General features: G+C 32.3%; 22 protein-coding genes. 7 read left to right on the forward strand and 15 right to left on the reverse strand.

The features are described 5' to 3' along the window. Positions 1–18: 18 nt before the first annotated feature. Positions 19–1,161 carry a tRNA uracil 4-sulfurtransferase ThiI gene (gene thiI / locus ACI48Q_RS12410; protein WP_474919397.1) on the reverse strand — a complete coding sequence of 381 codons (1,143 nt, stop codon included), beginning with the start codon at positions 1,159–1,161 and terminating at the stop codon, positions 19–21. After that, positions 1,158–2,294 (reverse strand): cysteine desulfurase family protein, encoded by a 1,137-nt coding sequence (locus ACI48Q_RS12415; protein WP_474919398.1) that lies wholly within the window; start codon positions 2,292–2,294, stop codon positions 1,158–1,160. Before ACI48Q_RS12415 ends, thiI begins: the two co-directional genes overlap by 4 nt. Positions 2,295–2,883: 589 nt before the next feature. Between ACI48Q_RS12415 and ACI48Q_RS12420 the strand changes: the two genes are divergently transcribed. Further along, positions 2,884–3,132 (forward strand): alpha/beta hydrolase family protein, encoded by a 249-nt coding sequence (locus tag ACI48Q_RS12420; RefSeq protein WP_474919533.1) that lies wholly within the window; start codon positions 2,884–2,886, stop codon positions 3,130–3,132. Between the two features lie 46 nt (positions 3,133–3,178). On the opposite strand, the gene ACI48Q_RS12425 is transcribed toward ACI48Q_RS12420, so the two are convergent. Further along, a complete protein-coding gene (locus ACI48Q_RS12425; RefSeq protein ID WP_474919399.1) occupies positions 3,179–4,009 on the reverse strand; it encodes a hypothetical protein in 831 nt (276 codons plus the stop codon). An 846-nt stretch (positions 4,010–4,855) separates the two neighbouring features. Here ACI48Q_RS12425 and ACI48Q_RS12430 point away from each other — a divergent pair. Together ACI48Q_RS12430 and ACI48Q_RS12435 are read left to right on the forward strand one after the other, a co-directional pair. Continuing rightward, positions 4,856–5,278, forward strand: a complete 423-nt coding sequence (locus ACI48Q_RS12430; protein WP_474919400.1) for a pyridoxamine 5'-phosphate oxidase family protein — start codon at positions 4,856–4,858, stop codon at positions 5,276–5,278. A gap of 176 nt (positions 5,279–5,454) precedes the next feature. Then, positions 5,455–6,834: an MATE family efflux transporter gene (locus ACI48Q_RS12435; RefSeq protein WP_474919401.1), complete on the forward strand. Its 1,380-nt coding sequence runs from the start codon at positions 5,455–5,457 to the stop codon at positions 6,832–6,834. 289 nt (positions 6,835–7,123) lie between these two features. Here ACI48Q_RS12435 and ACI48Q_RS12440 read toward each other — a convergent pair whose 3' ends face one another. The 4 genes from ACI48Q_RS12440 to ACI48Q_RS12455 form a co-directional block, all read right to left on the reverse strand. Then, positions 7,124–7,984, reverse strand: a complete 861-nt coding sequence (locus ACI48Q_RS12440) for a metallophosphoesterase family protein (protein WP_474919402.1) — start codon at positions 7,982–7,984, stop codon at positions 7,124–7,126. Between the two features lie 40 nt (positions 7,985–8,024). Then, entirely contained in the window at positions 8,025–8,885 is an 861-nt protein-coding gene (locus ACI48Q_RS12445; RefSeq protein WP_474919403.1) for a damage-control phosphatase ARMT1 family protein, read from the reverse strand. 167 nt (positions 8,886–9,052) lie between these two features. Further along, positions 9,053–9,694 (reverse strand): DJ-1/PfpI family protein, encoded by a 642-nt coding sequence (locus ACI48Q_RS12450; RefSeq protein ID WP_474919404.1) that lies wholly within the window; start codon positions 9,692–9,694, stop codon positions 9,053–9,055. Positions 9,695–9,830: 136 nt separating this feature from the next. Next, complete coding sequence (locus ACI48Q_RS12455; RefSeq protein ID WP_474919534.1) at positions 9,831–9,950, reverse strand: hypothetical protein; 120 nt, start codon at positions 9,948–9,950, stop codon at positions 9,831–9,833. A gap of 199 nt (positions 9,951–10,149) precedes the next feature. Here ACI48Q_RS12455 and ACI48Q_RS12460 point away from each other — a divergent pair, with 199 nt between their 5' ends. Genes ACI48Q_RS12460 through ACI48Q_RS12475 form a run of 4 tightly spaced genes read left to right on the forward strand, consistent with a single transcriptional unit; the run spans position 10,150 to position 13,202 of the window. After that, a complete protein-coding gene (locus ACI48Q_RS12460) occupies positions 10,150–11,013 on the forward strand; it encodes an AraC family transcriptional regulator (RefSeq protein WP_474919405.1) in 864 nt (287 codons plus the stop codon). 21 nt (positions 11,014–11,034) lie between these two features. Further along, positions 11,035–11,493, forward strand: a complete 459-nt coding sequence (locus ACI48Q_RS12465) for a GyrI-like domain-containing protein (protein WP_474919406.1) — start codon at positions 11,035–11,037, stop codon at positions 11,491–11,493. Beyond that, on the forward strand, positions 11,494–12,459 hold the full coding sequence (locus ACI48Q_RS12470) for an ABC transporter ATP-binding protein (protein ID WP_474919407.1): 966 nt from the start codon (positions 11,494–11,496) through the stop codon (positions 12,457–12,459). After that, positions 12,453–13,202: an ABC transporter permease gene (locus ACI48Q_RS12475; RefSeq protein WP_474919408.1), complete on the forward strand. Its 750-nt coding sequence runs from the start codon at positions 12,453–12,455 to the stop codon at positions 13,200–13,202. Before ACI48Q_RS12470 ends, ACI48Q_RS12475 begins: the two co-directional genes overlap by 7 nt. 179 nt (positions 13,203–13,381) lie before the next feature. Here the strand turns inward: ACI48Q_RS12475 and ACI48Q_RS12480 are convergent, their stop codons facing one another. The 8 genes from ACI48Q_RS12480 to ACI48Q_RS12515 form a co-directional block, all read right to left on the reverse strand. Continuing rightward, positions 13,382–14,155, reverse strand: coding sequence for an ABC transporter permease (locus ACI48Q_RS12480; protein WP_474919409.1), 774 nt, complete (start codon positions 14,153–14,155; stop codon positions 13,382–13,384). Further along, a complete protein-coding gene (locus ACI48Q_RS12485; protein WP_474919410.1) occupies positions 14,149–14,850 on the reverse strand; it encodes an ABC transporter ATP-binding protein in 702 nt (233 codons plus the stop codon). Before ACI48Q_RS12485 ends, ACI48Q_RS12480 begins: the two co-directional genes overlap by 7 nt. Continuing rightward, positions 14,850–15,218, reverse strand: a complete 369-nt coding sequence (locus ACI48Q_RS12490) for a GntR family transcriptional regulator (RefSeq protein ID WP_474919411.1) — start codon at positions 15,216–15,218, stop codon at positions 14,850–14,852. The genes ACI48Q_RS12485 and ACI48Q_RS12490 overlap by 1 nt, the downstream gene beginning before the upstream one ends. Before the next feature lie 257 nt (positions 15,219–15,475). Beyond that, positions 15,476–16,180 carry a hypothetical protein gene (locus tag ACI48Q_RS12495; protein WP_474919412.1) on the reverse strand — a complete coding sequence of 235 codons (705 nt, stop codon included), beginning with the start codon at positions 16,178–16,180 and terminating at the stop codon, positions 15,476–15,478. Then, positions 16,164–16,691 (reverse strand): sigma-70 family RNA polymerase sigma factor, encoded by a 528-nt coding sequence (locus tag ACI48Q_RS12500; protein WP_474919413.1) that lies wholly within the window; start codon positions 16,689–16,691, stop codon positions 16,164–16,166. Before ACI48Q_RS12500 ends, ACI48Q_RS12495 begins: the two co-directional genes overlap by 17 nt. A gap of 404 nt (positions 16,692–17,095) precedes the next feature. Then, positions 17,096–17,914: a hypothetical protein gene (locus ACI48Q_RS12505; protein ID WP_474919414.1), complete on the reverse strand. Its 819-nt coding sequence runs from the start codon at positions 17,912–17,914 to the stop codon at positions 17,096–17,098. Positions 17,915–17,927: 13 nt separating this feature from the next. Beyond that, the gene (locus ACI48Q_RS12510; RefSeq protein ID WP_474919415.1) at positions 17,928–19,391 is read right to left on the reverse strand and encodes a HAMP domain-containing sensor histidine kinase; all 1,464 of its coding nucleotides are present in this window, start codon (positions 19,389–19,391) and stop codon (positions 17,928–17,930) included. Beyond that, positions 19,388–20,041 (reverse strand): response regulator transcription factor, encoded by a 654-nt coding sequence (locus tag ACI48Q_RS12515; protein WP_474919416.1) that lies wholly within the window; start codon positions 20,039–20,041, stop codon positions 19,388–19,390. Before ACI48Q_RS12515 ends, ACI48Q_RS12510 begins: the two co-directional genes overlap by 4 nt. Positions 20,042–20,160 lie beyond the last annotated feature (119 nt).

Raw genomic sequence — 20,160 nt, forward strand, 5'->3', positions numbered from 1 at the left:
TACATCACAATAGATAAACTATTTATAAACTTCTACATTTTTTATAGCTTCATCTACTAATTTCTCAATTTCCAATACACTTTCAGATTTAATTATATGTTCTAACCTTGGCTTTGTTTTAGGATGCTTTGGTACAAACACTGTACAACAATCTTCATAAGGTAAAATAGAGGTTTCATAGGTATCTATTTTTCTTGCTATATCCATAATGTCTTCTTTATCCATTGAAACAAGTGGTCTAAACACTGGTCTATCTGATACATCATCACTTACCACAAGACTCTCCATAGTTTGACTTGCTACCTGCCCTATACTTTCTCCCGTAGTTACTGAATGTACATTTTGAATTTCTGCTAGCTTACAGGCAACTCTCATCATAAATCTTCTCATAATTATAGTAAGCTCATCTTCTGGACACTTTTCAATTATATCCATTTGAATATCTGTGAATGGCACTACATATAAGTTTAACTTGCCAGTATATCCTCTTAAAATATCTGCCAGCTGTTTAACCTTATCTTTAGCTCTTTCACTGGTGTATGGATGGCTGTGATAATATACACAATTAAGTTCTACCCCTCTTCTTGCCATCATGTAACCTGCTACTGGAGAATCTATACCTCCTGATAGCATTAGCATAGTGCTTCCATTCATTCCATAAGGAAGTCCTCCTACTGCTTTTATTCTCTTGCAGAAAACATAAGCTCTTCCCCTTATTTCAACATTTACAACACACTGAGGTTTGTTAACATCTACAGAAATACCCTGGCTATTTTCTAATATGTATGCTCCAACGGTTCTGCTTACTTCCATGGAATTCATGGAAAAAGCTTTGTTAGCTCTATTAGTTTCTACTTTAAAGGTTTCCGCTTTGGTATCTACTAGCTCTAATAATGCTTGTTTTTCTATGGCTTCAAGCTCTGCTTCTACCTCTGAAACCACACATAGCTCTGAAACTCCAAATACTTTTTTTACTTTTTCTATTACCGCTTCTAGGTTTTCTGAATAAATAAACCATCTATTTTGATCTACTACAAATTCATATGCAACCCCTTTTAACACATTAGCTATATTATCCTTTAACTTTTTCTCAAACTTATTTCTGTTTAAACCCTTTAAAAATATCTCTGGTGCATATTTAACTAATATCAGCTTTCTCATTTCGTAACTCTCCTTAAAAATTTTAGTGAAGCTTTTAGTGTATCAATGGTATGATCCACTTCTTCCTTGGTATTATACTCACAAAAGCTAAATCTTATTGTGCCTTTAATTTCGTCGTTTTTTAAACCTAAGGCTAAAAGCACATGGCTATCTTTCGTATCCTTTGAAGAACAAGCAGAACCTGTGGAAACGTATATGCCCTTTTCTTCAAGAAGATGTAACAGCACCTCTGCTCTAACTCCTTTAAAGGAAACGCTCAATATGTAAGGTGAATAATATTCTCCTTCACTATTAATTCTAACTCCTTCTATGGTTTTCAAATTCTCTATAAAATAAGCCTTTAAATCAATTACTTTATTGAAATTTTCATTATTATTTTTATATATTTTTTCTGCAGCAGTAGTTAAACCTATTACAGAAGGCAAATTTTCAGTTCCTGACCTAAAGGTTCTTTCTTGACCTCCTCCAAAAATTAATGGCCTCGGAACAAGACCTTTTCTTATATAGGCGAAGCCTACCCCTCTAGGACCATGAATTTTATGACCACTTACAGAAAGAAGGTCAATTTTACATTTTTGTACGTCAGTTTTTAGCTTTCCATAGCTTTGTACCCCATCCACGTGAAACTTTGCTCTACTGCTTTTTTCTTTTATTAACTTTCCAATGGCTTCTATATCCTGGATAACACCTACTTCGTTGTTAACCTGCATGATAGTAATTAGCTGGGTATCTTTATTTATGGCTTCTCTTAACTCCTCTAAATCTATTCTTCCATTACTATCTATGTTTAAGTATGTAACCTTAACTCCATTTTTCTCAAGTTCCCTACATATACCAATAACACTAGCATGCTCAATTTTGCTGGTTATTACATGTCCCCCAGCCTTAACAAATCCACTAATTAAAAAATTATTACTTTCACTTCCTCCAGATGTAAATATTATTTCATCCTTAGAGGAATTAATAGTTTTTGCAAGTCTTTCTCTGCACTCATTAAGCTTTTGTTCCGCTTTCATACCTAATCCATGAGCAGAAGATGGATTGCCATAAATATTTCTCATAGCATCAGAAACTGCTTCTATTACCTCTTCATAAGGCTTTGTCGTAGCACTATTATCAAAATAAATCTCCATACTTTCACCTCATTTACTACAAATTATTATTACCAATATTAATTTTATCCCATGGCTACCATCCGTAACACTCCATTTTTTTAAATCACCCAAATAATTATTATTGGTTAATTATACTTCTACAAATTTTCATCGTCAATATTTGCGATATTTCTAAACAATTTGAATTATTTGTTATCCTTAAATTTAGTAAAATATATTTTAATATTTGGCTTTGTTTTAATGCAGTGTTGATAACGAACTATATATTATTAATCACAATCCGTTTCGAAAGCTTGATTTACTAAGGCCCTATTCAAGTAAAAAGCTAAAATACAACAACTCGATTCCCTCGAACAGGTTGTATTTCTTAACGCTTTTTCCTTTCGTAGTACCTAAGTAAATCTAAGCTTCCTGCAAATGGATTGCTTCGTAATAATATATAGTTCTAAAATCAACAATCATTTAAAACAAAGCCTAATATTTAACTATATAAATATATAAACATATAAATATATAAATATCTATATATTCCAGATGTTAGAATTAAACATTTTTCAGCTGCAGAAAAGACTCTTAATGCTGCACAAATGAGAGCAATAGAACCTATATTAAATCAGCCTGCACTCCCACCTTGATCCAACATGGTGAAGAGGATGCAGGAGTTCCAGCTCCAAATGCATATGAGCTATATAAAGGACTAAGGGATATGGAAGTTGATACAGAATTAGTTATATTTAAAGGAATGGGATATAGCTCTAACAAACCAGGAATTAATAGGGCTATTATGAAGCAGAATTTGATGTGGTTTTCACACTATATTCTTGGAGAAAGCATTAAAGATTTTAGGGTTTTATGATTAATAAATGGATATCCGCACAGGATACATAAAGATGAAACAGTCTTCATAAGGAGGCTGTTTTTTTAATAAAACTATACTCTTTGCTATCATAACTTTGAGTATTGATACCCTCAATGATAAAGCGTACGGTATCTTCCTGTTGAAAACTTGGTACTGAAAAACAACTATATAGTGGAAGTCCATGTAAACCACAAGAAAGGTTTTTTTCTTCCCCTGTTGATGAAAGAAAAATTGATGTAGGACCGCATGCTCCACCAATAATACCAATGGACGAGGTAGCGTTAGGGCTGAAGTCATCTTCCAGTGGCTCTGTATATTGGATACTGCTGTTAAATTGCAAGGTGTCACCTTGTGACAAAGCAGGCTCTATTTCATACATTGACTGTGTAGTGTAGATGCTACTATTTATGTCTGTTCCAAAGGGAACTTTTGCACGTTCAATACTTTGGAAATACATTGTATGTGTTATTCCAGTTACAGGATGTTTAAAACAAAGTTCTTTTTCCTCTTCATCTGCTGACATTTCAAAATGTATATCCAGAGGAGAAAACCATTGAACAGGATAAGTAGAAATCTTTAAGCTGTTCACTCTTCCCAGCCTCAAAAAACGCATTAGTTTCTGAATTTTAGAGTTTGTTTCAGGATATGGCACACAAAAGCGTTCACAGGCAAAACACGAGGTATCCTTTAGGATAGATGAATATGCCTTTTCCACAAGTGTCATTTCATCATTCTGTGGTTCCCATGATATGCTCATGCTACTGCTAGACGAATATCCCCCTTCTACTTGTTTTCCGTTTATCCATATTTCTTTTAGGGGTACAGTCTGATAGGGATGTTCCTGCTCTGCGCAACGTCTTTGTAATTGGGTCAAAGATTCCTCCACAGCTTCATACTTTTTAAAAAACTCACAAAGCTTCTCTTCCTCCAAAAAGGTGATAATATCAAAAACAATACCATTCGGAAAATGATATATAACAGAAATACAACGTTTCGTTCCTTGATACTCAAACTGCCAGTTTATCATCTGTGGTAAGCCGCAAAACCCTTTGCCTTTGCTCCATAGACTTGAATTGTAATATACTTTCATTTTTTAACCTCTACTTTATGTAAATAAAATTTTATGAAGAATTATTTAATAAATTCCATGATATAATCTTCAAATTGTGAGTCACTTCTCATTAACTCACCATAAGTTATTTAATAACTTAATCTTATCTTACAATAATTCTTATATTTCATTATAGAATATGTGGAAATATACTTCAATTATTTTACATAACTAAATATAAATTGCTGTATTCTATCTATTAGCTATACACACTTTTCAAATATTTGGTATAATATGAATATAAATACATAATAGATTATATTACTATGTGCCGCAATGCCGTCGATTATTTCATTGCCTATAAGGAAGATTTATGGAATATATCCAATATGCTTTACAAATTTTAATGGTTGTATTTATATATATAGTGGTTACTAGAATTTTTAGGGAACTCGCAAACAATATAGGTGAACAATTAGGCTTTGGAAATTTTTTCTTAAACTTATGGCAAAAGATAAGAAGGAAATAAACAAATCTCAGCCTCTAAAAAAAGCGAGGATTAATATCATCGATTAATGAAATATGTATATACACAAAATTAATAATTTACATGATTGTTCTAAAATAGTATAATTATGTAAATTATTAATTTTACAAGAGGTGTTTCATATGATGAAAAACGCAGAACAAACAATAGGAAATCTTATCGATAAACAAGGTGTTTCTTTTATCAATTCCATAGACAAAGATGGCTTCCCAAATACAAAAGCCATGCTTCCTCCTCGTAAAAGAGAAGGCATTAAGCAGTTTTATTTTACTACTAACACATCATCCATGAGAGTTCATCAGTATAGTGAAAACGCTAAAGCAAGTATCTATTTTTATGACAAACGCTTTTTTAGGGGTGTTATGTTAAAGGGAACCATGGAAGTACTTGAAGACTCCGCCACTAAAGAACTGATTTGGCGTGAGGGAGATACCATGTACTACCCTCTAGGTGTTACTGACCCAGACTATTGTGTATTGCGATTTACAGCTGAAATTGGAAGATACTACAGCAATTTTAAATCAGAGGACTTTGTGGTGGAATAGTCAGATGTTATTATCATCGTACATAATAAGCGAGTCATTTAGGCTCGCTTATTAAATATCCATATTACCACCTATATAATTTCCTTAATTAGGAGATTATAGAAATGAATTTATGATATAATTACTTAGGACCAAATGAAAAATATGAGTACAAGGTTATCGTAGGTGAATATATTATGAAAAAGTTAAAATCTAAGCATGAAATGGACATGTGTAATGGACCCTTGTTTAAAAAAATACTGATTTTTTCATTTCCATTAATGCTAACAGGAATTCTTCAATTGCTATACAATACTGTAAATATTATAGTTGTTGGTAGATATTCAGGAAGCGTGGCATTAGCTGCTGTTGGATCAACCTCATCTTTAATTAATTTAATTGTTAATGTATTTATAGGTCTTTCTATGGGAGCCAGCGTTGTTGTTTCTCAAAATTATGGTGCTGGTAAGAGCAAAGATGTAACTGAAACCGTTCATACATCTATATGTATAAGTATTTGGGGCGGCATTGCTGTAGGTATATTTGGAATCCTAATGGCTGAAAAATTACTAGTGGCCATGGGTACACCTAATGATGTATTAAATTATGCTACCTTATACATGCGAATTTATTTTATTGGTATACCAGCTGCTATGGTTTATAATTTCGGAAGTGCTATTTTACGTGCAATAGGAGACACTAAACGTCCTCTTTACTTTTTAACTATATCTGGAATTATAAATGTTGTGCTCAATTTAATATTTGTAATCTTCTTCAAACTAGGAGTTTCTGGTGTAGCACTAGCTACAGTTATATCTCAATGCATTTCAGCTGCATTAATAGTGATTTGCCTTATGAGATGTGATGGAAGCATTAAATTAAATTTAAAGAAGATTAAAATACATAAAGATAAATTAATTCATATTACAAAAATCGGATTACCAGCTGGAATACAAGGTTCTATTTTTTCAATATCTAATGTATTAATTCAATCTGGTATTAATTCCTTTGGATCTGTGGTTATGGCTGGAAATGCTGCTGCTTCAAATATAGAGGGATTTGTTTATGCTTCCATGAATGCAATATACCAAACTGCACTAACTTTTACAGGACAAAATGTTGGAGCTAAAAAATATGAGCGTATTGGACAAGTTTTCAAAATTTGTGTTCCCTTCGTAATTCTCACTGGAATATTACTAGGCAGTGTTGCTTTTCTATTTAGCAAACCTCTATTAGGTGTTTATACTTCTGATCCTCAGGTAATCGAAATGGGAATAGTACGAATGAGTGCCATATGTACAACTTACTTCTTATGCGGATTTATGGATGTTTTAGTAGGACTTCTACGAGGTATGGGTAATTCAATGCTTCCAATGATGGTTAGCATATTAGGGGTATGTGGTTTTAGAATAGTTTGGATTTTTACTGTATTTGCTTCTACTAGAAATTTGAAAGCTCTTTATTTATCATATCCTATATCTTGGACAATAACTGCTGGTATACATTTAGTATGTTACATAGTAATAAAACATAAATTAATCAATAAAGTTCAATCTGAAATGACTATATCAAAATAAAGAGTAGTATAAAAATTTGGCTTTGTTTTAAATGGTTGTTGATTTTAGAACTACATATTATTATTCACAGCTTTGCATAAGTTCACCCATCCGGGTACAGGCAACTAGAGATTCCTTTGCTCTGCAGGAATCTAAGTTTACACTTAAACCGTTTCGAAAGCTTGATTTACTAAGGCTCTATTCAAGTAAATCTAACCTTCCTGCAAATGGTTTTCTTCGCAATAATATGTGGTTCATTATCAACACTATATTAAAACAAACTTAAAGTTAGCTCCGTTTCAACATTGTATTAGAACATATTTGATGTACCAAACCATATTTTTTCAGCCTTATACCATATGTCATTAGGTATTAAATCTACTTTCTCTAATCCATGCTCTCTAGCCAAAGACATAGCAAATTTTATAAACTCTATATGCCTAAATTCGCCTTGCCTCATGCTTTCAAGTATTATTCTACACCAAGGTCTTGCTTCACTAAAAACTCCACTTTCAACAAATCTTTTTTCCAAGTCGTCTATGTTAAAATCAACAGTTCTAAGGTCAACTTTCCACTTATTATCCTCCCATGTTAACACTCCATACTCTGATTTTCTGCTTTTATTGAAAAATATCCCTATGCCACCTGGATTTATTATTAATTTATTATCTACTTCCTCATACCATTGTGTATGGGTATGTCCACATATTAGAGTAGACTCTTCTATACTTGATGCTACTTGGTGCAATATCTGAGGAAAATCTTTTTGATAAATGCCCTTTGACATATGACCTGGTGACCCATGTACAACCCTTATAGGGGCTTTCCCTTCTAAATTAATGGATATTTCCTCAGGAAGATTTTCAATATATGTAATACTATCCACACTCATATTTTCATATGCCCATACCATTGCAGCCATCTGATTATACTCTTTCCAATGCTTATTTTTACCACTATGATAATCAAGTATATATTGTTCCTTATTCCCTTTAATAATCCAAGGATTTAACTCCTTAACTATATGAATAACTTCATCGTTATCGACACACTCACCTACTAGATCCCCTGCAATAATTATATTCTCTATGTTTTCCTTCTGTATTTTTCTCAAAATATTCTTTAAAGCTCCTGCATTTCCATGTATATCTGATAAAATAGCAATTTTCATTTTATTTATCTCCCTTACATAAATTCTAATGAATTAAACTTTATAGTATCTTCATCACACAACTTCCAATATCACATTTTATATCATTTGCTACAGGACCGCATTTTGCTTTAAATAAATAAATGATTTTTTTATTATTTATTTCACTCAAGGTTTCATAATTTGCTTGTCCTTTAGATATAATTAAATCTGCTTCTTCAAATTCTTTCTTAAACTTTTCTGAGCATAAGGAAAATATTGTACCTTGTGAATCAGAGCCATTATCTATAACTCTAACTAGTTCTGTAATTTTTACATCTATTGCATCTTTCATAGTTGCATCGTTCACTATAGGCCTTGCTTTTACTACATATGTAATTTTTTCTTTTGGTAACTCATTGATTAACAATTTGTCAAAAACTATTTCTCCTGAATTATCAGCCAAATACAAAATTTTATTACTATTGTTTACATGCTCTAATAGCTCTTCACCAGTAATTCCGACTATATCTTCATTTAAACAGTTTTTTATTGTTTCTCTAATCTTCATTTCACCTATATCATTATGGGCACTAAAATCAATTATGTTGCCAGCTATTGCCAGTCTACAAGCCGTATCTATAGGTGATACACTATTTCTAATTGTTTTTTCTAATTGAAATTCATCACAGAGTTTAAAGGCTAAAATATTGCTGTCTTCCTTAATTTTTTCGTAAGGGTCTTCAATATCTAATTCTTCATTAACATATTTATTAACCATTCTTCCCAAATATGGAGCCGATTCATCAAAAGTAATCTCACTAAGCATTTTAAATGATTTTCTAATAATTTTTTGTTGCAATAGAACATCCTGTGTACTTGTAGATGCCACTTTAATTATCTGCCTAGACAAACAATCCAAGCATTGATATGTTACTTTCATTTCTTCCTCCTTATTAACCCTTCTTACATTTTTCAAATTTTTATCATTATCTTATAAGCAGGCACACAAACTCTCTGATTTGGTATGTTCGCTTACTCTACCCAATGAATAAATGCCGAGCATTATTGCCCAGCATCCTTTTTACGATTAATACACTATTGCAAGTCCTATATTCCTTTTGCAATGTGGTATTTCTTTATTGCCTCATAGTACCCATTTTTGTAAAAGTCATAATGTGCTTCAATATCCTCTTTGGGGTAGGTCTTTAAAGCAAGCAAAACTTCTTTTGTAAATTCTAAATATGCGGTTCCGTTGGCTGTTACTACATTTTTGTGTTGTACAGCTTGTTGCTCTATATAGTTGGCTTCGTTAATATAAGCCTTCCCTGCAACTCGCTTTAGATCTGCCAATGTGTTACTTGTATGCATTTTGTCATTCAACCATCCATTTGCACCAAGAAAGGTAGATGCATCGCAAATTCCACCAACAAGAATACTCTTATCCATAGCACTTTGTACAAGTGGAATCAATTTTTGGGCTATTTCTGTTTGCTTCCTATCTTTTGTGCACCAACTCATGCCTCCAATTAGCAACAAAGCAGAATAATTATCTGGAACATCAACAATAGAATAATCTGGCAATACTGTGAGCCCTCCAATGGATTTTATGGGTTCTTTTGTAAGACCTACTGTTTTTACGAAATATTCAGATTTTCTGTTCTGAATCTGGTCATTTAATGTAGCAGAGGTAAAGGCGACCTCCCAGTCAGCAAATAAAGGCAATAAAACCATTAGTATTTCTTTGTTCATATAACTCCTCCTATTATAACGTTAAATATTGTAAGGCTAAACAGAAATTGATATCCTCCCACCTTAGTAGTATATGCTTCCACTAATGCATGACAGCAAATATACCTGAACTCTTGTTCGGACTATTCTAAATCAATTATATCTTATAAAGAAAAATGAAGCAATTCGTTATACTGTTGTGGATTCTTCTTCTGTTGTACCAAGTCTCAATATATTCAAAAATTGCTAGTCTAGCTGCGACAAAGTCATGATAGATGTTACCTCTGCAATTACCTCTTTTTCAAAATTCTTCATTAACATATTTTTAGCTATATTAAACTTTCCTTTTATTTAGTAAAATAACCCTTCTGAAGCTCTTCATATTTTTCTAATAAAATATTGCTTTACAAAACTGGGCACCAAAAGAGAGGATATATATTTTTTATCGTGTTAAACTTTATTCAGGAGGTGATGATATGGAATGGTTTAAGAAGCTAAGTCAATCTATCGATTATATAGAAAATAATTTGAATGGAACTATTTCTTATGATGAAATAGGAAAAATAGCAGGTTGTTCTACTTACTCTTTCCAACGTATGTTTACATATATTGCAGGTATTCCTTTAGCTGAATATATAAGACGTAGACGTATGACAATTGCCGCATTTGAAATACAGACTAAGGAAATTAAAATTACAGATATAGCTTTTAAGTATGGTTATACCTCACCAACTGCTTTTAATCGTGCATTTCAAAGTGTTCACGGTGTAGCACCAACTCTTGCTAGGACAGAAGGAACTCTACTAGAAGCATATCCAAGAATTAGTTTTTCAATATCAATTAGCGGAGGTGAAAGTATGAAGTATCGAATAGAAAAAAAAGACTCTATTCGAATTGTAGGGATACGAACTAGTTTACAAGAAAATATTGAATATAACTTTAAAGTAGTCCCTGAATTTTGGAGTGAAACGCTCAAAAATGAGGAGTATCTTAAAATTTGTAACTTAAATAATCAATGCCCTAAAGGTGTTCTTGGTATATCAGTATATAAAAATCCTAAAGAAATTTATTATTATATAGCTACTGCTACAAATGAGGCTACTCCAGAAAATATGATAGAATATACCATTCCATCAGCAACTTGGGTTATTTTTGAATGTAATGGCAATTTTAAAGAATCTATTCAGACCATATTTAGAAAATTCCTTACAGAATGGCTACCATTCTCAAACTATGAATATGCAGGGTTGCCAGATATAGAAATATACCCAATAGCAACATCCACCATTGCTGGTGGGCATTCAGAGGTTTGGATAGCAATTAATAAAGTAAGTGAATAAAAAATTATAAAAGGAGAAAAAATGAATTATACTATGGAAATAAAAAATATTGAAGCTACTAGAGTAGCTTGTATGGAATATAACGGAGATGTTACTGAGGCAAATAAATTCTTTCCAAATGTATTCAAATCAATTAGTGGAAAATCAAATGGTTCCCCTTTCTTTTACTATCATTCATTAGATAAGCAAACTAAGATAGGTGAATTGGAGCTTTGTGTTCCTACTACTGAAACTCCAAATAAAAATGGCATATCAATAAAAGAAATGCCTAGAGTAAAAGCACTTTGTACTACTCATATTGGTTCATATGAAAATCTATTTCTTGCCTATGAAGCAATACATCAATATGCCAAGCAGCATTTTATTTCCTTAAAACTTCCATTTCGTGAAGTTTATATTAAAGGACCTGGAATGTTTTTAAAGGGTAATCCAAACAAGTATGTAACTGAGATCATATTTCCCATAGATGAGGTGAAATAGATGTTTGCAATGGAAATTAAAAATCTAAGTAAACACTATAAAAATGGCGTTAAAGCATTAAATGATTTGAATCTAACCGTAAAAAGAGGAGAAATTTTTTCTCTTCTTGGTCCAAATGGAGCTGGCAAATCATCACTGATTAACATTTTGACAACATTTTATAATGCTACTTCTGGTACAATAAATATTTTAGGAAAAAGTCTATGTGAAAATCCTCATTGGGTAAGAAGTCAAATAGCTTGCGTTTCGCAGCAAATTTCAATAGACGAACATCTTTCTCTAAAGGAAAATATGATTTTTCAAAGTAGGCTATATAAAGTTAACAATAGAGAATCTGAACAAAGAATAAAAACATTAATAGATATTTTTGATCTTTCTAGTTATTTAAAATATCCTACCTCTTCTTATTCTGGTGGTGTAAAACGTAGGCTTGACATTGCTATGAATCTAGTTTCTTCACCTGAAATTTTATTTTTAGATGAACCTACAGTAGGCATGGATGTAGAATCAAGAGCAGCTATGTGGAAAATGCTTTTGAAAATTCGTGATGAGCTAGGAACAACAATTTTTCTTACCACTCATTATCTTGAGGAAGCTGACTTTCTAAGTGATACCATATGCATTATGAAAAAGGGGAAAATATTAGCACAAGGCTCAAGGGAAGAATTAGGAAGTTATATAAAACAAAATATGCTACGTATTATTTTTCCTACAAACGAAGATGCTAAAAAATATAAAAACATTTTAGGTAATATGTACAATACTAAATTTACTACTATTAAAAATAAATCTTTATTCATGTCCTTAGCTAATAATAGTACCAGTGCTTTAATTGAAATTAACAAATGGCTTTTAGACAATTATATAAAATTTAATGGAATTGAAATTATAGAGCCAAGCTTAGAAGATATTTTTCTTATAATAACAAATTCAGATAAAAATAGAATGGAGGAATCGAAATGTTAAATATTTTATGGAGAAATATGAAGTGGCGTTTTGAAAATCCTTTATCAATTATTTTTACTATAATTCAACCACTTCTATGGTTAATTATGTATAGTACAGTTGCTAGCCATACAATGGAAGGTTTAGGAATTCAAAATTATACTGCTTTTATTCTTCCTGGAATCATTGTTTTGGTCACATTTGGTGCTTGTAGCAGCTGTGGGTTTATAAATTTCATTATGAGATCTAATGGTAGTTTTTATAGAATTTTAATTGCTCCTATTAGCCGAAAATCAATTGTTTTAGGACAAATGTTAGAGGCAATATTGGTTTCATTTTTAGAAGTAGTCATTTTATATATTATAAGCGTCTTTTTTTCTGTTAGAGTTGAAACAGGGTTAATTGGAATATTACTAATTATTTTTCTTATATTTATGGTTGGATTTTTTATGTCAGGGCTTTCATATTCTATGAGTTTGTTACTCCCCAATGAAGTAATTTACGAAACAATAATAAATGCAATTGTATTACCATTTTTCTTTTTAAGTACAGCGTTATTTCCTCTTGAAGGTTTAACGGGTACTTTACGAACAATTGTATTAATAAATCCTTTTACGCATATTATTAATGTATTACGTAGTTTAATAATTGGAAATACTATCTTATTCTCAGATGTACTACCTGTAGTTTTATTATTTATAGTAATGTGTATTGGAAGTTTTTTATTAGCCATGTGGAGATTAAAAAAAGAAACAACTAAATAACTTTATTTAACCTCTGAGTCAGAACCATATTTTGTATTTACCTCAGAGGTCAAATCTTCACGCCCTTTTAAGGTTTTCATTGTAAAATTCTTTTGAATAATACTCCATTCATGTAATAAAAAATAAGCTTCAGTTTTTAAGTATATCACTAAAACTAAAGCTTAAAATATTTTCTAAATCTATTCTAGATTAAGTCTGTTCTTCAAAATATAATTAGTTATACAGAATAAAATTGTAAAGAAAAACAAACTACCAGCTATTAAATAAAAGAATATATGTTGTGGAACTATATAATCAAAATTTCCAATTGCAGCAAATGTGGCTATACCTATTCCTACTATTGCTTGTTGGACAATACTTATTATCATAAATCCAAGAAAAGCTCCTAAAAGTTTTTTTGATTTAAATAGTTGACCTATAGAAAGAGATGCATAGACCATCATAATTTCATGAGCTAAAAATACAATTCCAAGAATTACAAATTCTATAATAATAACAGGTATGTCTAATCCAATTTCAAAATAAAAATGTCTTAATCCAGTACTTATGAACTTAAATATATCTGGTTCATAAGCCATTATAATTATAGAAATTGCCGCTACCGCCAAGCTTATTATAGTCCATACCATAGATACTATCAATTTATTAAGAATGTTTTGCCAGCTCTTTACTGGGATAGTATTCATCAAATATCCTTCATTTCCAAATAAATTTTTATAGAATCTTTGCAAAATTATAAAAAATGTTACTACAAAAACTCCTATCATAGTGACTGCATAGGCCATAAATGTTATAAAAGCAGGAATTCCTCCTAGGAAATCCATATTAATTTGGTTTGAATTCATTCCGATAAACAGTTTATTAATAATAGCGAAGCATAATAATGTAGCATAAAGAGGAATCATTATTCTGCCTATAGCCTTAAATTCATATTTCATTAATTTTCTTAGCATTTAAATACCTCCCTAAACAATTCATCTACAGTCTTTCCATTGCTTTCTCTGATTTCATCTACACTCTTTTGTAACATTATCTGTCCATTAGATATAAAAATAACATCATCTAAAACTTTCTCTATATCTGCTATTAAGTGAGTTGAAATTATTACCGTTGCATTTTCGTTATAGTTGCTTATTATGGTGTTTAAAATATAATCTCTTGCTGCTGGATCTACTCCTGCAATAGGCTCATCTAAAAAGTATAGCTGTGCCTTCCTACTCATAACTAAAATAAGTTGAACCTTCTCTTTAGTTCCTTTAGATAATGTTTTAAGTTTAACATCTGGCTCTATATTTAGCTTCCTTAACATGTCATAGGCTCTTTTTTCATCAAAATCATCATAAAAATCTTTAAAAAAAGTTACAATATCAGCTACCTTCATCCACTCATTAAGATAAGTTCTTTCTGGAAGATATGATACTATTTTTTGAGTTTCTATGCCTTGGGTAAGACCTGCTATTTTTATTTCTCCAGCTGTTGGTTTCAATAATCCATTAGCCAATTTTATTAATGTTGTTTTTCCACTACCATTAGGCCCTAAAAGTCCAACTATTTTACCCTTTTCTATAGTTAAATTAATACCTTTAAGTGCTTCCTTATTGGCATATGTTTTTACTAGTCCTTTACATTCTAAAATAGGTTCACTCATTACTCCATCTCCTTTGCAATTTTTTCTACGAACTCTATTATTTCTTCACCACTAAGTCCTAAATCTCTCATACTTGCAAGGAAATTTAGAGCTTGATCTTTAGCTATATCTAGCTTAATATTTTTTATCATATCTACATCCTCCGTAATAAATCTTCCACTAGTTCTTTGACTATACACAAGACCTGTCCGTTCTAATTCTGATAAAGCTTTTTGTATAGTATTAGGATTTACAGATGCCTCTTCTGCTAATTCTCTTACGGGTGGAAACTTTTGTCCTGGCTTGTATTCTCCTGATATTATTTTTAGCTTTATCTGCTCTATTAGTTGAATATATATAGGCCTTTGATCCTTAAACTGCCATGCCATTGAATCACTCCTTTTGTATCATTGTACTAAGTCCTTAATACAATGATACAACTTGAAATTGATCACGTCAATACCTACTTTTAGAAAAGATATAAATTTTGTCTGGCCCTGGTTTCCATAGGAATGAATAAAATCCATAGGGAATCATTATACAAAGTGGAATACAGGAAATTTAAAAATAAAAAGCTATCCCTTATAGTTTTCCTAACCTACAAGAGATAGCTTAAATTAATTATGGAATTCTGTTAATCCACTTTTTATTCTACTGCAAAATCAAGTTCCCAATTTCCTTTAATTTCTATAGGTGCATCAGCTTTTTTATGTCCATAAAAAGATTCTATTATTAATGTATGCTTGTCATCTGAATTTAATTGTTCTTTATTAATAACTAGGTTTGCATTAAACTTTCTTTTACTTGAGTCTTGATTTTTTATTTCCGTTAATAATTTATCCTCATTATTAATTTCGAAGTCGTATTCTTCTTTTGAAACTGATTCAATCTGAATTTCTCCATGACTGATTTCACTCTCTGAACTATCAATTATTCTAAATTCACCTATAGTTAAAGCTTCAATATAATTAAATGGAACTTCGTTTATATTTTCAAAAGTAACTTCTATTGGTAAATATACCTTATTTAATTCTACAATTGGATTAGATATTTTAATGTCAATTTCTTCTGTAGCTTGTTCGTACTCAGTCCCTGTTATAGCACCATTCCAATTAGTAATATCTTTGAAAAATCCTTTGATAGAATTTGCTAAAGTAGGATTATTCACTGCAATCAGACCAATGAATAGTACAACTGCAGCTGCTACCCCTGCTACTTTTTTTATATACTTATTCATTTTATTTCTCCCTTTGATTTCTAAACTCGCCTTTTGTATTCCTATCTTACTTATTTCATGTAACTCTTTTGGAATCTCAATATTCTCTAACCCTTGTTTAATTATCTTTTTCATAAAAATCAACCTCCTTAGCCTTTTTTCGAAGCTTACCTAATGCTCGATATAAAATAGATTTTCCAGTTCCTAACGGGATTTCTAATATCTCTGATATTTCTTTAAAGGTATACTCATAATAAAATTTTAGGATAACTACACTTTTTTCATCTTCATTTAATGTATCTATAAGTTCACTTACTGTTAATTTAAGAGGAATATCTTCATCATAAGACTCCATAAATTCTTCATACTCTGGTTTTAATTGGACTATTTTTTTATTTTTTCTTACATAGTCAATAGCACAATTGATTGTAATCTTTGTTAACCAAGTTTTGAAATACTCTGTATTCTTTAAAGAACTCAAATTTTTAAATGAACGATATGCCGTTTCTTGAATTATATCTAATGCATCTTCTTCATTTTTTACATATAAAAAAGCAATTCGATATAGTTCTTCTTCATATGTTTGAAAAAGCTTCAAAAAAGCTTTATCATTACCCTTTTGAGCTTTTTTCACTAACTTATCCATATTAATCACCTTCCTTTGTCTTTATGTTTACACTTATTGGACGACCATGACCTTAATTTGGCTTAACTTTTTAACAAAAATAAAAAATAAAGAGTAAAATAAGATGCTAAATTATCATTCTTATTTTACTCTTTATTTGATTATAATTAGATCTAACAAATATAAAGTATCTAGCTTAATAATCACTCCGATTTGACTATAACATTATTTTTGCTATCTCCACAATACCATTTCTCATGCAAGGGGACAGATACATTGTCCCCCATATAATATTCCGGTGCCTTCTCGCAGCAATACTTTAGGCATTAAACGCCTTGTTGCATTCCTGTATCTCACCAAATATAACTACGATGAATTCGCACAACATACTCTCTCTTTCTTAATTCTAGTTACACATCTCCATATTACTTTTCCTGAACCTGCTTTAGGATCTTTTCATGAGCTTCCATTGCGGGCTTATATGACCCATTATAACCGATACCGATCAGTTCCTTATCATATCGAGAGAAAGTCATCAAAGCAATTTCCCCATTTTCCCCTGTAATATCAAGTGAAATCGTCGGGTCATTATTGCTGTAGCCTTGGCCGTTGTATTCAACTGACTTGACTGCACTGTGAACAATGTTATATTTCTCCGACAGTTTCTTTGCCAGCTCAACATATTCCTGCGGATTTTTATCGAGAGCCGCATCAAAAGCTACTGAAACTTTTTTATCCAGCGTTCTTACACGGTCTATGTTAAATAACTCTCCTGTTACCGAATCCATAGTGAAAGAATAGCTGTGCTTTCCATTGATTATCACATCAGCGTACCAGCTAGAACGAGGAAGACTCTCGGTTGGCTGCTGGTAGCCCATTTCAATTACCTGCCCCTCTAAACTCAGGCCAAATACTTCCCAAAGGGCCTGTGCCCCAATTTCCGCTGCATCTTCTTTTGCCATGTCCTTGCTGGTTGGTGCTTGATTGCGGTAGTATTCAAGGTCAATTGCTCCCACCTTATAATTTGCTTTTTTGTAGTCTTTCGGTAAGATGTTTTGTGCTATTTGGGATGAATTGGTTGTATAATTCGCATAACTTGTAGGTATAATGTTTGTTTTTTTGAATTCCATCGCCGTCACTGCCTGTGCGGATCCCTGGAACAGTAATGTGCTTGCCCCAACAACCACTGTGGCTGCCAATATGGTTTTTTTTAAATTTTTCCTTTCCAATGTGTTTCTTTTCATCTGAATCTCTCCTTCATAGTTTTTCGTGATCACAATAAACAGTATAAGAGGGTTGGATTATAGAATCATCACCAAGTTGTTTTGAAGTTGTAAAAATTATTCTTACTGTGGTTCCTTCACCGGGATGACTTATGAACTTTAGCTCCGCGCCGTGACTCAATACAATCTGTTTACATATGGCAAGTCCTAATCCGGCGCCACCGTCCCTGCGGTTTCGTGATTTCTCTGCACGATAAAATGGCTCTGTAATACGCAGGAGTACTTCGGAGGTCATACCTTTTCCGTTATCCTGGATACAAACAGTTTTCTTTCCGGATTCTATAGCAGCACGGACTATGATATGTCCCCCCATATCGCAGGCCTTTATTGCATTGTCAATCAAATTGAGAAACAGACTTTCCAGTAAACAGGCATCTCCCCAAATAACATCCATTTCACAAAGAAATTCTATTTGAATTTCTTTTTCGGTAATCTTATTATACAAGGTCTGTTTGACAGATTGAAAAAGTCCAGATACGTTTTGCGCTTCCCAGGCTATCCGATCGTTTTTAAGGTTTGCCAGTTCAAGTAATTGATAGGCCATTGTCTGCAAACGCCGACTTTCTGACATAATATAATTTATAGCGGATAGTCTGTCATCCTCAGTCATGGTAGCCTTTTGCATATATTCCGCATATCCGTAGATCGCAGTTAGAGGAGTACGAAGCTCATGGGCAAAATTATCAATAAACTGCTGTTTTTTTTCTGCGGCGGTGATAAGCTCCGTAATTTGACGCTGGATTTCCTCCGCCATGTGATTGAAGCTTTGTGCCATTTCAGAAAGCTCATCATCCCCAGATACCCGCAGCCTGGTCTCATATGCACCAGTGGCGATATTCCGTGAGGTTTGAGAAATCTGCGATAGGGGCTTGAATATTCGATTAAGCAATAAAAGAAGACCTAAGGCAAACAAACTGGAAAGAATAAATCCCACGAAAAACAGCATGTTTTTCATTTGTTTCCATGAGGTGATGGCATCTGTGGTATCATAAAGATAAACCATTGTATAATAATCATAAGGCGCAGGAAGCTTTCCTGAAACAATTACATAGGTAAGTTCATCTGATTTTTGCATAGAAATCAGACGACTTCCGTCCTCCGGCGGCTCCAAAAAATTGCTCTGCAATACTATTTCCATCCGATTAGAATATACAAGCTGATTGCTCTTATAAAGTGCCAATTTAACCTTTTTATCTTCGGACAGATAACTGTATGGCTGGAGTAGGGAGTTTATAGAACCTTCAACATCAATTCCGCGGCTTTTCACCGCATTAAAATCCTTTATAAGTGCAGATGTTATAAAATAATGTTCTCCAAGGCTTTTTTCCTTTGCCCGATTAACAGTATCTTTGAATGTAGTGACAGAAATCATTAATATCCCAAGATTGAAGGATAGCAGAAAAAGCATAAGAGTTGCTAAAAAAGTTCGGTATTTCATATGCTTACCTCCAAACGGTAACCCAGCTTGTAGACGGTTTTTATGGCATTCTCCCAGCCTAATTTTTTTCGTAGTTTTTGTATATGAACATCAATCGTTCGAGTATCCCCCTCATAATCATAACCCCACACAAGCTCTAGAAGTCTTTCTCTGGATAATGCGATATTACGGTTGTTTACCAACACCACTAATAATTCATATTCTTTCGGGGTACATTCCACAAGTTGTCCCATATAAAATACTTGATGGCTGTCAAAATCAATCCTCACAGCTCCGGCTTCAAAACAACTTTTATTTTTTTGTGTTCGTCGCAACACTGCTTCTACGCGGGCCAATAACTCCAGCATTTCAAAGGGCTTTGTCAAGTAATCGTCAGCACCCATGGTGAAACCCTTTATGCGATCCGATAAACTATTCCGTGCTGTTAAGAAGATTGTAGGAGTTTCTTGTATCTTTTGAAAAACTTCAAACCCATCAAATTCAGGCAGCATGATATCTAAAATTATTAGATCATATGTATGACCTTCTATTTCAGAAATAGCAGTTTTCCCATCAAAGACAGAAGTGCAGTGATGTCCAACAAGTCGCAAATTCCTTTTCACTAACTCGTTGATTGATATTTCATCCTCAACAATCAAAATTGCTGCCATAATGATTCACCTCCTTTTTTTAATATAATATTATCATTGTAATATTATAGAGTTGTAAAATGTATCATCATTTTTTATATACAGCCATTATTACCGATTGTTTCTTCTGTAGCTATGTG

The sequence above is a fragment of the Clostridium sp. LXY-7 genome, assembly GCF_056172015.1.

Coding starts and splice junctions, on each gene's coding strand:
- ACI48Q_RS12430 (WP_474919400.1), top strand. CDS start 4,856: ATGATGAAAAACGCAGAACAAACAATAGGAAATCTTATCGATAAACAA.
- ACI48Q_RS12485 (WP_474919410.1), bottom strand. CDS start 14,850: ATGAGTGAACCTATTTTAGAATGTAAAGGACTAGTAAAAACATATGCC.
- thiI (WP_474919397.1), bottom strand. CDS start 1,161: ATGAGAAAGCTGATATTAGTTAAATATGCACCAGAGATATTTTTAAAG.
- ACI48Q_RS12460 (WP_474919405.1), top strand. CDS start 10,150: ATGGAATGGTTTAAGAAGCTAAGTCAATCTATCGATTATATAGAAAAT.
- ACI48Q_RS12470 (WP_474919407.1), top strand. CDS start 11,494: ATGTTTGCAATGGAAATTAAAAATCTAAGTAAACACTATAAAAATGGC.
- ACI48Q_RS12445 (WP_474919403.1), bottom strand. CDS start 8,885: ATGAAAGTAACATATCAATGCTTGGATTGTTTGTCTAGGCAGATAATT.
- ACI48Q_RS12415 (WP_474919398.1), bottom strand. CDS start 2,294: ATGGAGATTTATTTTGATAATAGTGCTACGACAAAGCCTTATGAAGAG.
- ACI48Q_RS12450 (WP_474919404.1), bottom strand. CDS start 9,694: ATGAACAAAGAAATACTAATGGTTTTATTGCCTTTATTTGCTGACTGG.
- ACI48Q_RS12495 (WP_474919412.1), bottom strand. CDS start 16,180: ATGAAAAAGATAATTAAACAAGGGTTAGAGAATATTGAGATTCCAAAA.
- ACI48Q_RS12515 (WP_474919416.1), bottom strand. CDS start 20,041: ATGGCAGCAATTTTGATTGTTGAGGATGAAATATCAATCAACGAGTTA.
- ACI48Q_RS12480 (WP_474919409.1), bottom strand. CDS start 14,155: ATGCTAAGAAAATTAATGAAATATGAATTTAAGGCTATAGGCAGAATA.
- ACI48Q_RS12475 (WP_474919408.1), top strand. CDS start 12,453: ATGTTAAATATTTTATGGAGAAATATGAAGTGGCGTTTTGAAAATCCT.
- ACI48Q_RS12505 (WP_474919414.1), bottom strand. CDS start 17,914: ATGAAAAGAAACACATTGGAAAGGAAAAATTTAAAAAAAACCATATTG.
- ACI48Q_RS12490 (WP_474919411.1), bottom strand. CDS start 15,218: ATGGCATGGCAGTTTAAGGATCAAAGGCCTATATATATTCAACTAATA.
- ACI48Q_RS12465 (WP_474919406.1), top strand. CDS start 11,035: ATGAATTATACTATGGAAATAAAAAATATTGAAGCTACTAGAGTAGCT.
- ACI48Q_RS12510 (WP_474919415.1), bottom strand. CDS start 19,391: ATGAAATACCGAACTTTTTTAGCAACTCTTATGCTTTTTCTGCTATCC.
- ACI48Q_RS12500 (WP_474919413.1), bottom strand. CDS start 16,691: ATGGATAAGTTAGTGAAAAAAGCTCAAAAGGGTAATGATAAAGCTTTT.
- ACI48Q_RS12440 (WP_474919402.1), bottom strand. CDS start 7,984: ATGAAAATTGCTATTTTATCAGATATACATGGAAATGCAGGAGCTTTA.
- ACI48Q_RS12435 (WP_474919401.1), top strand. CDS start 5,455: ATGAAAAAGTTAAAATCTAAGCATGAAATGGACATGTGTAATGGACCC.